We start from the raw sequence: 13,184 nt of genomic DNA on the forward strand, positions 1-13,184 counted from the left end.
GGGGGTGTGGAATGCGGCATTCTGCCCGTTTACGGGCGCGTAACTTACGGCAACGTAAGTATGGCAGCGAGAAGGCACGCGACAAGGGGCCTGTGGATAACGACGCGCGAAGGACACCTATCCTTGTGACGTCGGACAGCGCGGTCCGGTCGAACAATCTCTCCAGAACCTCTCCTCCCGACGTGCTCGAACACTGCAAGGAGCCGCACCTGTGAGCAGTGCCGACCAGACCCCGACCGCCGAGGGCGCCGTGACCGAAGGCGCCGCGACGGCCAATGTGGAGCTGCGCTCCGACATTCGCCGGCTCGGCGACCTCCTCGGCGAAACCCTCGTACGCCAGGAGGGCCCCGAACTCCTCGACCTCGTCGAGCGTGTCCGCGCCCTCACCCGCGAGGACGGCGAAGCAGCCGCCGCGCTGCTCGGCGACACCGACCTGGAGACCGCCGCGAAGCTCGTCCGCGCCTTCTCCACCTACTTCCACCTCGCCAACGTCACCGAGCAGGTCCACCGGGGCCGCGAGATGCGCGACCGTCGCGAGGCCGAGGGCGGGCTCCTCGCCCGCACCGCCGACCGGCTCAAGGACGCCGACCCCGAGCACCTGCGCGCGACGGTCAAGAACCTCAGCGTCCGCCCCGTCTTCACCGCGCATCCCACCGAGGCCGCGCGCCGCTCCGTACTGAACAAGCTCCGCCGCATCGCCGAACTCCTCGAAGTCCCGGTCATCGCCGCCGACCGGCGCCGCCACGACCTGCGCCTCGCCGAGTCCATCGACCTGATCTGGCAGACGGACGAGCTGCGCGTCGTACGGCCCGAGCCCGCCGACGAGGCCCGCAACGCCATCTACTACCTCGACGAACTGCACGCCGAAGCCGTCGGCGACGTCCTCGAAGACCTCGTCGCCGAACTGGAGCGCGTCGGCGTCGAGCTGCCGCCCGGCACCCGCCCCCTGAGCTTCGGAACCTGGATCGGCGGCGACCGCGACGGCAACCCGAACGTCACCCCCGCCGTCACCTGGGAAGTGCTGATCCTCCAGCACGAGCACGGCATCACCGACGCGCTCGACCTCATCGACCAGCTGCGCGGCCAGCTCTCCAACTCCATCCGGTACGCGGGCGCCACCCAGGAACTCCTGGACTCGCTCGCCACCGACCTGGACCGCCTCCCCGAGATCAGCCCCCGGTACAAGCGCCTCAACGCGGAGGAGCCGTACCGCCTCAAGGCCACCTGCATCCGGCAGAAGCTCGTCAACACCCGCGAGCGCCTGGCCAAGGGCACCCCGCACAGCCTGGGCCGCGACTACCTCGGCACCTCGCAGCTCCTGGACGACCTGACCCTCATCCAGACCTCCCTGCGCGCCCACCGCGGCGGACTCTTCGCCGACGGCCGTATGGACCGCACGATCCGCACGCTCGCCGCGTTCGGGCTCCAGCTCGCCACCATGGACGTACGCGAACACGCCGACGCCCACCACCACGCGCTCGGCCAGCTCTTCGACCGCCTCGGCGAGGAGTCCTGGCGGTACGCGGACATGCCGCGCGACTACCGGCAGAAGCTGCTCGCCAAGGAACTGCGCTCCCGCCGCCGGCGAGAAGACCCTCGGCGTCTTCCACACCGTCAAGCAGGCCTTCGAGCGGTTCGGCCCCGAGGTCATCGAGTCCTACATCATCTCGATGTGCCAGGGCGCCGACGACGTCTTCGCCGCCGCCGTCCTCGCCCGCGAGGCCGGACTGGTCGACCTGCACGCCGGCTGGGCGAAGATCGGCATCGTGCCGCTCCTGGAGACCACCGACGAGCTGCGCGCCGCCGACATCATCCTCGACGAGATGCTGGCCGACCCCTCCTACCGAAAGCTCGTCTCGCTGCGCGGCGACGTCCAGGAGGTCATGCTCGGCTACTCCGACTCCTCCAAGTTCGGCGGCATCACCACCAGCCAGTGGGAGATCCACCGCGCCCAGCGCCGGCTCCGCGACGTCGCCCACCGCTACGGCGTCCGCCTCCGGCTGTTCCACGGCCGCGGCGGCACCGTCGGCCGCGGCGGCGGCCCCTCGCACGACGCGATCCTCGCGCAGCCCTGGGGCACCCTGGAGGGCGAGATCAAGGTGACCGAGCAGGGCGAGGTCATCTCCGACAAGTACCTGATCCCCGCCCTCGCCAGGGAGAACCTGGAACTGACCGTCGCCGCCACCCTCCAGGCGTCCGCGCTGCACACCGCGCCCCGCCAGTCCGACGAGGCGCTGGCGCGCTGGGACGCGGCGATGGACACCGTGTCGGACGCGGCCCACGGCGCGTACCGCAAGCTCGTCGAGGACCCGGACCTGCCCGCGTACTTCTTCGCGGCGACCCCTGTCGACCAGCTCGCCGACCTGCACCTCGGCTCACGCCCCTCCCGGCGCCCGGACTCCGGCGCCGGACTCGACGGGCTGCGCGCCATCCCGTGGGTCTTCGGCTGGACGCAGTCCCGGCAGATCGTCCCCGGCTGGTACGGGGTCGGCTCCGGTCTCAAGGCGCTGCGCGAGTCGGGTCTCGACCCGGTCCTGGACGAGATGCACGAGCACTGGCACTTCTTCCAGAACTTCCTCTCCAACGTCGAGATGACCCTCGCCAAGACCGACCTGCGGATCGCCAGGCACTACGTCGACACCCTCGTGCCCGACGAGCTGAAGCACGTCTTCACCGCGATCGAGGCCGAGCACGCGCTCACCGTGCAGGAAGTCCTGCGGATCACCGGCAGCGAGAAGCTGCTGGGCTCCAACCCGGTGCTGCGGCAGACGTTCGCCATCCGCGACGCGTACCTCGACCCGATCTCCTACCTCCAGGTCTCGCTGCTCGCGCGCCAGCGCGCGGCGGCGGCCCGCGAGGAGGCACCGGACCCGCTGCTCGCGCGGGCGCTGCTGCTGACGGTGAACGGGGTGGCGGCGGGGCTGCGCAACACGGGCTGACCCCGGGCACGAAGCCAGGGCGCCGGACGGGCCGATCGCGGCTCGTCCGGCGCCCTGGCGTTTTCTTGGCGGCAGGCGGCAGGCGGCAGTTGGACGGCGGCAGATGTCGGTTGGCAGGTGTCAGAGCGCGAAGAACGCCGCCGCCAGCAGCACCGCGCCCGCCAGGGCCGTACCCCACCCCGTACGCGTCAGCCGCAGCCCGCCGCCGACCACCGGCGCCGCCAGCAGCAGCGCACCGCCGAGCGGCACCCACGCGAGCAGCACGCCGGAGGAGCCCGCGCGGACCAGTTCGTCCGTGCCGGGCTTCAGCACCACCTCGTAGTCCCGGCCCTTCTTCACGGCCACCGACCGCTCGATGGGCGCCCCGGCGCGCGGCGCGGGCGGGCCCTCGGGGTCGTACGTGCCCGTGCACGACGTGTCGCCGCACTGGGTGACCGACAGCGTCCCGTGCTCGCGGCCCTTGGAGAGCAGCACATGCTGCGCCGTGCCCCAGGACGTCCAGAAACCCCCGGCGAGCAACAGCGCGGCCACGAATCCCATGGCGGCACGACGGCCCACCGACAGTGCCAGTTGCGACGAGCTCGGCTTCATGGACCGCGATCCTTGGGCATGCGGACGCGATCGGTCAACTTGTGGCCGATAAATGATCGTTGAGTGATCGTTGAATGCGCGAGGTGTATGCGTTTTTGTCAGGAGTTGTACGTGCTCTGTGCCCGCTCCAGACCTTCCGTCACCAGACACTCCACGGCGTCCGCCGCGCGGTCCACCAGGAAGTCCAGCTCCTTGCGCTCCACGGAGGAGAAGTCCTTCAGTACGAAGTCGGCCACCTGCATCCGCCCCGGCGGCCGGCCGATCCCGAACCGGACCCGGTGGTACTCGGGGCCCATCGACTTCGTCATCGACTTCAGGCCGTTGTGACCGTTGTCCCCGCCACCCAGCTTCAGCCGCAGCGTGCCGTAGTCGATGTCCAACTCGTCATGGATCGCCACGATGTTGGCCGTCGGCACCTTGTAGAAGTCCCGCAGCCCGGCGACCGGCCCCCCGGACAGATTCATGAACGACAGCGGCTTCGCCAGCACCACCCGCCGGCTGCCCGGCCCCATCGGCCCCACCCGGCCCTCCAGGACCTGCGCCTGGGCCTTCTGCGCACGCTTGAACGAGCCGCCGATACGGCCCGCGAGGAGATCGGCCACCATGAAACCGACGTTGTGGCGGTTGGCCGCGTAACCCGGGCCGGGATTGCCCAGGCCCACGATCAGCCACGGGGCGGTGACATCGGTCGTCATCTGCGCTGCGTCTCCTCAGGACGAAGAAGAACGGGGTGGCGGGCACCGGCCCGCCACCCCGTCGGGCAAAGCGTTTCTCAGGATCCCGTTCTCAGGATCCGGCTGAGGCTCAGGCCGTCGAGGCTCAGGCCTCGGAGGAGGACTCGTCGGACGCGTCGTCCGAAGCCGGCTCCTCCGCCTGCGCGGAGAGGACCTGGATGACGACCGCGTCCTCGTCGGTCACCAGCGTCGTGCCCTCGGGCAGCGGGACGTCCTTCGCCAGGATGGAGGCACCGGCCTCCAGGCCCTGGACGGAGACCGTGACGGAGTCGGGGATGTGCGTGGCCTCGGCCTCGACGGTCAGGGTGCTCAGCACGTTCTCCAGGAGGAACGGGCCCGGGGCCAGCTCGCCCTCGGTGTGCACCGCGACCTCGACCGTGACCTTCTCGCCGAGCTTCACCGCGAGCAGGTCGACGTGCTTGATGAAGCCCTTGAGCGCGTCACGCTGGACGGCCTTGGGGATCACGAGCTCCTTGCGGCCCTCGATGTCGATGCTCAGCAGGGCGTTGGCGGTCTTGAGCGCCATCATCAGGTCGTGGCCCGGCAGGGAGATGTGGACGGGCTCGGCGCCGTGACCGTAGATGACCGCGGGAACCTTGTTCTCACGACGGGTACGGCGGGCGGCGCCCTTGCCGAACTCGGACCGGACCTCAGCGGTGATCTTGACCTCAGCCATGACTGCACTCCTCGTAGATGACACATAGGTGACGTTGAGACTGGTGGTCACCCGGCCACGACAGGCCTGCTACGAAGAGCGCGTCGATAACGGACAGCCGCGAATGAAAGCGGCCTCCCTCGCCGAGCAACTCCGTGAGTCTACCCGGCGGGGAGGCCGCCCCAGAAATCGATCTTCGGAACCCGTACGCGGACCCCGTCGTACGGACTTACTACGCCTGCTCGTCGAAGAGGCTGGTCACCGAACCGTCCTCGAACACCTCACGCACCGCGCGCGCGATCGTCGGCGCGATCGACAGGACCGTGATCTTGTCCATCTCCAGATTGCCCGGGTCGGGCAGCGTGTCCGTGAAGATGAACTCGCTCACCTTCGAATTCTTCAGCCGGTCCCCGGCCGGGCCCGACAGCACACCGTGCGTCGCCGTCACGATGACGTCCTCGGCGCCGTGCGCGAACAGCGCGTCCGCGGCGGCGCAGATCGTGCCACCCGTGTCGATCATGTCGTCCACCAGGACACAGACCCGGCCCTCGACATTGCCCACGACCTCATGGACCGTCACCTCGTTGGCGACGTCCTTGTCGCGGCGCTTGTGCACGATCGCCAGCGGCGCGTCCAGACGGTCGCACCAGCGGTCCGCCACCCGTACCCGGCCGGCGTCCGGCGAGACCACCGTCAGCTTCGAACGGTCGACCTTCGTCGCCACGTAGTCCGCCAGGATCGGCAGCGCGAACAGATGGTCCACGGGGCCGTCGAAGAAGCCCTGGATCTGGTCCGTGTGGAGATCCACGGTCAGGATGCGGTGCGCGCCGGCCGTCTTCATCAGGTCCGCGACCAGACGGGCCGAAATCGGCTCACGTCCACGGTGCTTCTTGTCCTGCCGGGCATATCCGTAGAAGGGAACGATCACCGTGATGCTCCGGGCGGAAGCCCGCTTCAGAGCATCGATCATGATCAACTGCTCCATGATCCACTTATTGATCGGAGCGGTGTGGCTCTGGATCAGGAAACAGTCGGCGCCGCGGGCGGACTCCTGATAGCGCACGTAGATCTCGCCGTTGGCGAAATCGAAAGCCTTGGTCGGCACTATCCCGACACCCAGCGTGTGGGCCACCGCCTCGGCCAGCTCGGGGTGGGCGCGGCCGGAAAAGAGCATCAGCTTCTTCTCGCCGGTCGTCTTGATCCCGGTCACAGCACAGTCTCCTCAGACGTGTTGATTGCCACTGCACCCGCGCGTCCCTGCGAGTCAGCCGAACGTGAGCATCTATCACGGTACGCGCTGTACGCAGCGCCTGTTTCCGGTCAGCTTTCGAGCGCGAGCTCCTCGGCGGCGGCGGCGGCGGCCTGCGCGGCGGCACTGCCCGGCCGCTTACGAGCCACCCAACCCTCGATATTCCTTTGCTGGCCCCGCGCGACGGCCAGCGAACCCGACGGGACGTCCTTGGTGATGACCGACCCCGCGGCGGTGTAGGCACCGTCCCCGACAGTGACGGGCGCCACAAACATGTTGTCTGAACCTGTCTTGCAGTGTGAGCCGATCGTCGTGTGGTGCTTCGACTCGCCGTCGTAGTTCACGAACACGCTCGCGGCGCCGATGTTCGTCTGCTCGCCGATCGTCGCGTCACCCACGTAACTCAGATGCGGCACCTTCGAACCGTCGCCGATCGTCGCCTTCTTCATCTCCACGAACGTCCCGGCCTTCGACTTCACGCCGAGCTTCGTACCGGGTCGCAAGTACGCGAACGGGCCCACCGAGGCCCCCTCGCCCACCTCCGCGTCGATGGCCACCGTGTTGTCGACACGGGCACCCGCGCCGACCATGGTGTCCACCAGGCGCGAGTTGGGGCCCACCTCCGCGCCCTCCGACAGATGCGTCGAACCCAGCAGCTGCGTAGCGGGGTGCACGATCGAGTCCGGCTCGTACGTCACCGTCACGTCGATCAGCACCGACCCCGGATCCACCACGGTCACACCGGCGGTCATCGCCCGCTCCAGCAGCCGCTCGTTCAGCAGCCGGCGCGCCTCGGCCAGCTGGACACGGTTGTTGATGCCCAGGATCTCGCGGTGGTCGGCCGCGACGGAGGCGCCGACGCGGTGCCCCGCCTCGCGCAGGATGCCGAGGACGTCGGTCAGATACTCCTCGCCCTGGCTGTTGTCCGTACGGACCTTGCCGAGCGCGTCCGTGAGCAGCCGGCCGTCGAACGCGAACACCCCGGAGTTGATCTCCCGCACCGCGCGCTGCTCGTCCGTCGCGTCCTTGTGCTCCACGATCCCGGTGACGGCGCCGCTCGCCTCGTCCCGCACGATGCGCCCGTACCCGGTCGCGTCCGGCACCTCGGCGGTCAGCACGGTGACGGCGTTGCCGTCCTTCTCGTGCTGCGCGGCGAGCGCGGCGAGCGTCGAGCCGGCCAGCAGCGGGGTGTCCCCGCACACGACGACGACGGTCCCGTCGGGGGCCTGCCCCAACTCCTCGACGGCCATCCGGACGGCGTGCCCGGTGCCGTTCTGCTCGGCCTGGAAGGCGGTACGCACACCGGCGTACGTCCCGTCCAGATGCCCCTCGACCAACTCCCGCGCGTGCCCGACGACGACGACGAGATGCTCGGGCTCCAGCTCCCGCGCGGCGGAGACGACATGACCGACGAGCGAGCGCCCGCAGATCTCGTGCAGAACCTTGGGTGTCTTCGACTTCATGCGGGTGCCCTCACCCGCTGCGAGGACGACGACGGCGGCCGGGCGATTGGCGCTCACGGGAATGCCCTTCGGCTTCGGATGCTTGGGGTGGTTGACATCCGCAGGATACCGGGGGGTTTCGGGAAGGAAACGAAGGCGGGTCCTGACCGGAGAGGCCAGGACCCGAACTCGCTTGCTCCCCCGCCAGGACTCGAACCTGGACAGATGGCACCAAAAGCCACAGTGCTGCCAATTACACCACGGGGGATTAAAGCCGCCGAAACGGACATCGCGCCGAGCGGGCCGATTCAGCAGCCAACACTATGCCGTACCAACCCCCTTCCACGCGACGTCATAGCTCGGCGCCCCGCCCGTTCGCGTGCTGTTCGCACTCGCCGGAAATTGAGTCGCGGGCGCCCGTAGGCTGGACGGTATGACCACAACGGGGGCACACGAGGAGCCCGGGGGATCGACCACCCGCGGGTTCTGGTGGTGGACACGGCGGCGCAGCGTCGTGCTGGATGTGGGGCTGGCCGGTGTGTCCGCCCTGGAGTGTGCGTTCGAGGGGATCCGGTTCGCGGGCAGTGCTCAGCTGCCGGTGGCCCTCGGGGTGGTTTTCGGGGTGCTGGTCGGGTCCGTGCTGCTGTTGCGGCGGCAGTGGCCGATGGCCGTCGTGCTCGTCTCCGTCGCCGTCACGCCCGCCGAGATGGGCGTTCTGCTCGGCGTGGTCGGGCTCTACTCGCTCGCCGCCTCCGACGCGCCCCGCCGGATCATCGGCGCGCTCGCCGGGATGTCGCTCGTCGGGACGCTCATCGTCGCCTTCGTACGGACGCGCCAGGATGTCGTGGGCGCGGATCTCGCGACCGCGACGCGGTGGTACATCCCGCTGATCGCCGTCTTCATGGCGCTGAGCCTGGCGGCGCCCCCCGTACTCCTCGGCCTCTACGTAGGAGCCAGGCGCCGGCTCATGGAGAGCCTGCGGGAGCGGGCCGACAGTCTGGAGCAGGAGTTGTCGCTGCTCGCGGACCGGGCCGAGCAGCGGGCTGAGTGGGCTCGTACGGAGGAGCGGACGCGGATCGCGCGTGAGATGCACGACGTGGTGGCGCACCGGGTGAGTCTGATGGTGGTGCATGCCGCCGCGTTGCAGGCGGTGGCGTTGAAGGATCCGCAGAAGGCCGTGAAGAACGCCGCGCTGGTCGGGGACATGGGGCGCCAGGCGTTGACGGAGTTGCGGGAGATGCTGGGTGTCCTGCGCGCGGGGGACCAGCAGGCGGCGCGGAAGGTGGCCGACGTGGGGCCGGGGGGCGGCGTGGGCCTCTCCACGGTGCCGCTGGCGTCGGTGGGTGTCGCGGCCGCTGCGGCGGCCGCCTCCGCCGCCGCGGAGGCCGGTCCCGGTATGGGCGACATCGAGACGCTGGTCGGTCAGTCGCGGGACGCGGGGATGGTGGTGGAGCTCGCCGTGCAGGGGGTGACGCGGGCGTACGCGCCGGAGGTGGAGCAGACCGCGTACCGGGTGGTGCAGGAGGCGTTGACGAACGTGCACAAGCACGCGGTGGGGTCGAAGGTGATGGTGCGCCTGGCGCACCGGGAGGCCGAGATCGCGATGCAGGTGGAGAACGGCCCGTCGTACGGCGTGGCCGACGCCGGGCTGCCCAGTGGTGGCAACGGGCTGGTGGGGATGCGGGAGCGGGTGCACGCGCTGGGCGGGGTGTTCGTGTCGGGGGCGACGGACGCGGGCGGTTTCCGGGTGTCGGCGGTACTGCCGCACCAGGCCGCCGCGTAGCGCCCTGTCGCGTGGCCCGGTGCCGCGCGGCTCGGTCCGAGGTGATCAGTCCGAGGTGAGTCGCTGCGGCTGCGCGCCCGTCACCAGCGCCGCCAGCGCGTGGTCGATGTGCGGGCCCAGGAACCAGTCGCCGGTGTGGTCGATGGAGTAGACGCGCCCCGTGGCGTCGACCGCGAGTACGGCCTGGCCGTCGCCCTCCTCGCCGATCGGGCTGATCTCCGTGTCCAGGGAGCGCCCTAGATCTCCGAGAGTACGGGCGAGGTGGATGCCGGCCAGCGGGTCGAACCGGACGGCCGTCGGGGCGATCTGCCGCCCCGGTCCGGGCCCGGTCACCGTCAGCCCGCCGAACTCCGCCCAGATCTCGACGACGGCCGCGAACACGGCGTGCACGTGCCCGGCCGGGGTGACGTGGGCGCGCAGCGTGTCCGCCCACTCCTCGGCCTGCCGCATGTCCCAGCGGCCCGGCTGCCAGCCGGCCTCGCGCAGGGCGACGTCGACGGCCACGGGGAAGCGGGTGGTGGTGAGGTCGGGCATCGGGGCGGTCAGCCGTTCTGCGTCGGGTCGACGGGGCGTACGCCGAAGTGGGCGAGCATCGCCGTACAGGAGCGGCAGGGCGGCGCGTAACTGCCGTGGAGCGGGTCGCCGTCCTCGCGGATGCGGCGCGCGGTGAGTTTGCCGTGCTTGAGGGACCGGCGGGCCTCGCCGTGGGTGAGGGGCTTGCGCTGGGCCCGCTTGGAACGGGCGCCCTCGACGGCGGCGAGGTGCCGGGACAGCAGGATCGCTTCGGGGCAGCGACCGGTGAATCGTTCCCGCTGGCCGCTGCTGAGGGTGTCCAGGAAGTCCTGTACGAGGGGGTGCAGCGCGGGCGGCTGGTCGGCCTTGCCCGCGGTGCACGTGAGATTTTCGCCACGCACCGAGAGCGCGGCGGCGACGGCGGGCAGGATCCCGTCGCGGCGCTGCCGGAGTGCGGGCGGGCGGTGCGGTTCGGTGCTGCTCCAGCTCAGGCGTGGGTCTCCGGAGGTCCCGCCGCCGGCCGCTCCGTTGGCCGCGGCGTTACTTCCGCCGGAGGTCCCCGCCGGTGCCTTCCCGGCGGCGTTCGTGGTGATGTCCGTGACGAGACGCCCCGACGGTCTCCCCGAGTGGTTCGGTGAGCCGAGGCGGGGATCTCCCGATGTGTCCTGTTGTGCTGTGTGCAAAGCGCTGACCCTCCCTACGCAATCCCCACGCAATCCCCAGAGTTGCGGGGGACAGCCTGCCAAATGTGACACGTCGTGGGGAAGTCGGGGCGGTATCGGGGCGTGGCGTCGGCGTTGCGTGACCTGGGGTGACCGGTTGTCACCGGCACCCGAACGAGTGCCGCGGCGAGGGCCGGAGGAGGGGCGGAGGGGCGGCGTCCCCTGTTGCCTCACCGCATAGGCTGTGCCGAACCAGTCAGAAGCCAGCAGGGGGCATCCGCCATGACGACAGGTCGGCTCGGGCAGCAAGCCGCGCCACCGAACGCGGCCTACGCCGGGCAGGTCGTGCGATTCCCGGACCCGGTCCGGGCGTCCCGCCACCCCAGGGGTGTGCCGGTGGACGGCAACGGCTTCCCGGACTTCTCGCCGTACGCGCGTGCCGCCGCCGAGATCGCCGAGCCCCCCGAGGGCTTCGGTGTCGACGAACTGCGGCTCACGGACTACGTGTCCGCCAACGCCGCGCTGCACGCCGACGGCCACGAACTGTGGGACACGATCCCCGCCGTGGCCACTCCGCACGGCTGGACCTGGCACCACGCGCCCGGATCGCGCCGGCTGCTGCTGGTGCCGGTGGAGGTCAAGGCGCTGCTTCGTCATCACGGCGGGCTGGCGACGACGCTGGTGGATCACGACAAGCGCGGGACGCGTCCTCTTCAGGAGACGAGGCCGGTGCACTTCGGGCTGCCGAAGGGGTCGGTGTCGGTGACCGAGCAGCAGTTGCTCGGTGTGGAGGAGGACCTCGGCTACCGGCTGCCCGGCGCGTACCGCACCTTCCTGAAGGCGGCGGGCGGCTGCGCCCCGGTGGGCGCGGCACTGGACGCGGAGTTGGGGCTGCTGGTGGACCAGCCGTTCTTCACGGTGCGTGAAGAGGCGGCGGTCAACGACCTGTTGTACGCCAACAAGTGCCTGCGGGACCATCTGACCAAGGACTATCTGGGCGTGGCGTTCGTCCAGGGCGGCATCCTGGCGGTGAAGGTGCGGGGCGAGCAGGTCGGTTCGGTCTGGTTCTGCGCGTACGACGACGCGCGCGACCGCGACGGCTGGAGCGTGCAGGAGCGGGTGGAGCGCCTGCTGCTGCCCTGCGGCGAGGACTTCGACGCCTTCCTTACGAGGCTGGCGGGCAATCCCCCGGAGCTGGACACGGTGGCGAACCTGATGGTGGACGGCGGCTTCGCCCGCGCCGTCCCGGTGGAGGGATGAGCGCGGTGGTGACATTCGCTCAGGCGCAGGAACGTGCGGACGAGTGGGTCAACGGCGACATGCCCGCGTATCAGCACCGCGAGGTGCGGGTGCGGGAGTTCGAGCTGGGGTTCGTGGTGTGGGCGGAGGACCGGGCGGACGGTCCGAGGTCGGACGGCGGGCTCCAGCGGCTGGTGATCGCGAGAGACAGCGGTGAGGCGACGCTGTGGCCGGGGCTGCCGGTGGGTGAGGTGATCCGGCGGTACGAGGAGGAGTACGGGTCGCAGGCGCAGGTCCAGGCGCCCGCGGCGGCCCCGCAGCGCATCGACCTGAATCAGACGTCCTTCCTGCTGACGCCGCCGGAGTGGTTGCAGGACGCGGCGGACAGGATGGGCGGTCCGGGCGCTTCGGGTGCGGGATCGAGTTCCGGTTCGGGCTCCTTGGGAGGCGGCGGATACGGGCAGGGCGCTTCTGTGCCCGCTCCCGCGCGGTCGGCGTCACCGTCGGCCTCGGCGTCGCAGAGCAGCAGTTCTCCGGCCGGGGCCACGCCCTGGGCCGGTACGGATACCAACGCCGCCGGTGAGGACGCCTCCGTGGGGCTTCCGGCGACGGTCTTCGCGCCGCCGCTGTCCGGGGCGGACGACGACGACACGCCGCCGCCCGGTCTGGCGGCCGAGGCGCCTACGGCGCTGATGTCGAGCGGCAGCCATCTGCCGCGTACGACGGTGGCCCCGGGGCCCGGCTCGGCGCCCTCGGCTCCTGGTGGGCCGGGTGCTCCCGGTCCCGGTCCTGGTCCCGGTGACATCGCCGACGCGGCGACGAGCAAGGCGACGGCGCCGCCGCGCGGCGCGCGTGGCGGTGTTTCGACCCCGCCGCCGCCCGGTGCTCCCGGTGTGCCGGGAGTTCCCGGCCCGCCCGGCCCTCCCGGTGTGCCCGGCGCCCACGGCGCCCCTGGCGCCCCGGCCGGTGGCTACCAGCCCGCGCGGTTCGCCCCGCACGCCGGTGCGGGCGGCCCGCAGCCTCCCGGCCCGCCCGGTGCCCCGGGTGTTCCCGGTATGCCTCCGCCCGGTGGCGTCCACCACGCGGCGACGGTGTTCGCCGATCCGAGCCTGGGCGGCCAGTCCCCGCCGCAGGCCGGCCCCCGGCCGCCGGGCCCGCCCGGCGCGCCTGGGATGCCTCCGGGTCCTCCGGGAGCCCCTGGTGCCCCCGGTATGCCTCCGCCCGGGGGGGTGCACCACGCGGCGACGGTGTTCGCCGATCCGAGCCTGGGTGGTCAGCCCGGTGCTCCTGGGGTGCCCCCGGGTCCGCCCGGTGCCCCCGGCATGCCTCCGCCCGGTGGCGTCCACCACGCGGCGACGATGCTGGCCGGCCCCGGTG

10 protein-coding genes, 1 tRNA gene and 1 pseudogene are annotated in these 13,184 nt (G+C 71.0%); 4 read left to right on the plus strand and 8 right to left on the minus strand.

Features of this window, described 5'->3' with window-relative positions; all coding sequences use genetic code 11:
- Positions 1-211: 211 nt before the first annotated feature.
- Positions 212-2,939: pseudogene (gene ppc / locus P3L51_RS20480) on the plus strand (phosphoenolpyruvate carboxylase).
- Between the two features lie 120 nt (positions 2,940-3,059).
- Here ppc and P3L51_RS20485 read toward each other — a convergent pair.
- The 6 genes from P3L51_RS20485 to P3L51_RS20510 all read right to left on the minus strand — a co-directional run bounded on the left by P3L51_RS20485 (position 3,060) and on the right by P3L51_RS20510 (position 7,878).
- Entirely contained in the window at positions 3,060-3,530 is a 471-nt protein-coding gene (locus P3L51_RS20485) for a hypothetical protein (RefSeq protein ID WP_354606715.1), read from the minus strand.
- 98 nt (positions 3,531-3,628) lie between these two features.
- Entirely contained in the window at positions 3,629-4,225 is a 597-nt protein-coding gene (pth, locus tag P3L51_RS20490) for an aminoacyl-tRNA hydrolase (protein WP_354606716.1), read from the minus strand.
- Between the two features lie 124 nt (positions 4,226-4,349).
- Positions 4,350-4,940: a 50S ribosomal protein L25/general stress protein Ctc gene (locus P3L51_RS20495; RefSeq protein WP_354606717.1), complete on the minus strand. Its 591-nt coding sequence runs from the start codon at positions 4,938-4,940 to the stop codon at positions 4,350-4,352.
- A gap of 211 nt (positions 4,941-5,151) precedes the next feature.
- The gene (locus P3L51_RS20500; protein WP_147876881.1) at positions 5,152-6,129 is read right to left on the minus strand and encodes a ribose-phosphate diphosphokinase; all 978 of its coding nucleotides are present in this window, start codon (positions 6,127-6,129) and stop codon (positions 5,152-5,154) included.
- A 110-nt stretch (positions 6,130-6,239) separates the two neighbouring features.
- Complete coding sequence (glmU, locus tag P3L51_RS20505; RefSeq protein WP_354606718.1) at positions 6,240-7,688, minus strand: bifunctional UDP-N-acetylglucosamine diphosphorylase/glucosamine-1-phosphate N-acetyltransferase GlmU; 1,449 nt, start codon at positions 7,686-7,688, stop codon at positions 6,240-6,242.
- Between the two features lie 118 nt (positions 7,689-7,806).
- A tRNA-Gln gene (locus P3L51_RS20510) sits at positions 7,807-7,878 on the minus strand.
- A gap of 165 nt (positions 7,879-8,043) precedes the next feature.
- Here P3L51_RS20510 and P3L51_RS20515 point away from each other — a divergent pair.
- Complete coding sequence (locus P3L51_RS20515) at positions 8,044-9,393, plus strand: sensor histidine kinase (RefSeq protein ID WP_354606719.1); 1,350 nt, start codon at positions 8,044-8,046, stop codon at positions 9,391-9,393.
- A 45-nt stretch (positions 9,394-9,438) separates the two neighbouring features.
- Here P3L51_RS20515 and P3L51_RS20520 read toward each other — a convergent pair whose 3' ends face one another.
- A complete protein-coding gene (locus P3L51_RS20520; protein WP_354606720.1) occupies positions 9,439-9,927 on the minus strand; it encodes an SUKH-3 domain-containing protein in 489 nt (162 codons plus the stop codon).
- Between the two features lie 8 nt (positions 9,928-9,935).
- The gene (locus P3L51_RS20525) at positions 9,936-10,397 is read right to left on the minus strand and encodes a YwqJ-related putative deaminase (protein ID WP_354606723.1); all 462 of its coding nucleotides are present in this window, start codon (positions 10,395-10,397) and stop codon (positions 9,936-9,938) included.
- Positions 10,398-10,850: 453 nt separating this feature from the next.
- Here P3L51_RS20525 and P3L51_RS20530 point away from each other — a divergent pair, with 453 nt between their 5' ends.
- Both P3L51_RS20530 and P3L51_RS20535 read left to right on the plus strand, forming a co-directional pair.
- Positions 10,851-11,828, plus strand: coding sequence for an SMI1/KNR4 family protein (locus P3L51_RS20530; RefSeq protein ID WP_354606721.1), 978 nt, complete (start codon positions 10,851-10,853; stop codon positions 11,826-11,828).
- A partial coding sequence (locus P3L51_RS20535; RefSeq protein WP_494338543.1) for an SUKH-4 family immunity protein occupies positions 11,825-13,184 on the plus strand: 1,360 nt, incomplete at its 3' end. The genes P3L51_RS20530 and P3L51_RS20535, both read left to right, overlap by 4 nt.

It is taken from the genome of Streptomyces panacea (assembly GCF_040560175.1).
In the GTDB taxonomy this organism is placed as follows: domain Bacteria; phylum Actinomycetota; class Actinomycetes; order Streptomycetales; family Streptomycetaceae; genus Streptomyces; species Streptomyces panacea.

What these genes read in the sequence shown, in the direction of transcription:
- P3L51_RS20515 (WP_354606719.1), top strand. Translation starts at nt 8,044, where the DNA reads ATGACCACAACGGGGGCACACGAGGAGCCCGGGGGATCGACCACCCGC.
- P3L51_RS20485 (WP_354606715.1), bottom strand. Translation starts at nt 3,530, where the DNA reads ATGAAGCCGAGCTCGTCGCAACTGGCACTGTCGGTGGGCCGTCGTGCC.
- P3L51_RS20495 (WP_354606717.1), bottom strand. Translation starts at nt 4,940, where the DNA reads ATGGCTGAGGTCAAGATCACCGCTGAGGTCCGGTCCGAGTTCGGCAAG.
- P3L51_RS20530 (WP_354606721.1), top strand. Translation starts at nt 10,851, where the DNA reads ATGACGACAGGTCGGCTCGGGCAGCAAGCCGCGCCACCGAACGCGGCC.
- P3L51_RS20520 (WP_354606720.1), bottom strand. Translation starts at nt 9,927, where the DNA reads ATGCCCGACCTCACCACCACCCGCTTCCCCGTGGCCGTCGACGTCGCC.
- pth (WP_354606716.1), bottom strand. Translation starts at nt 4,225, where the DNA reads ATGACGACCGATGTCACCGCCCCGTGGCTGATCGTGGGCCTGGGCAAT.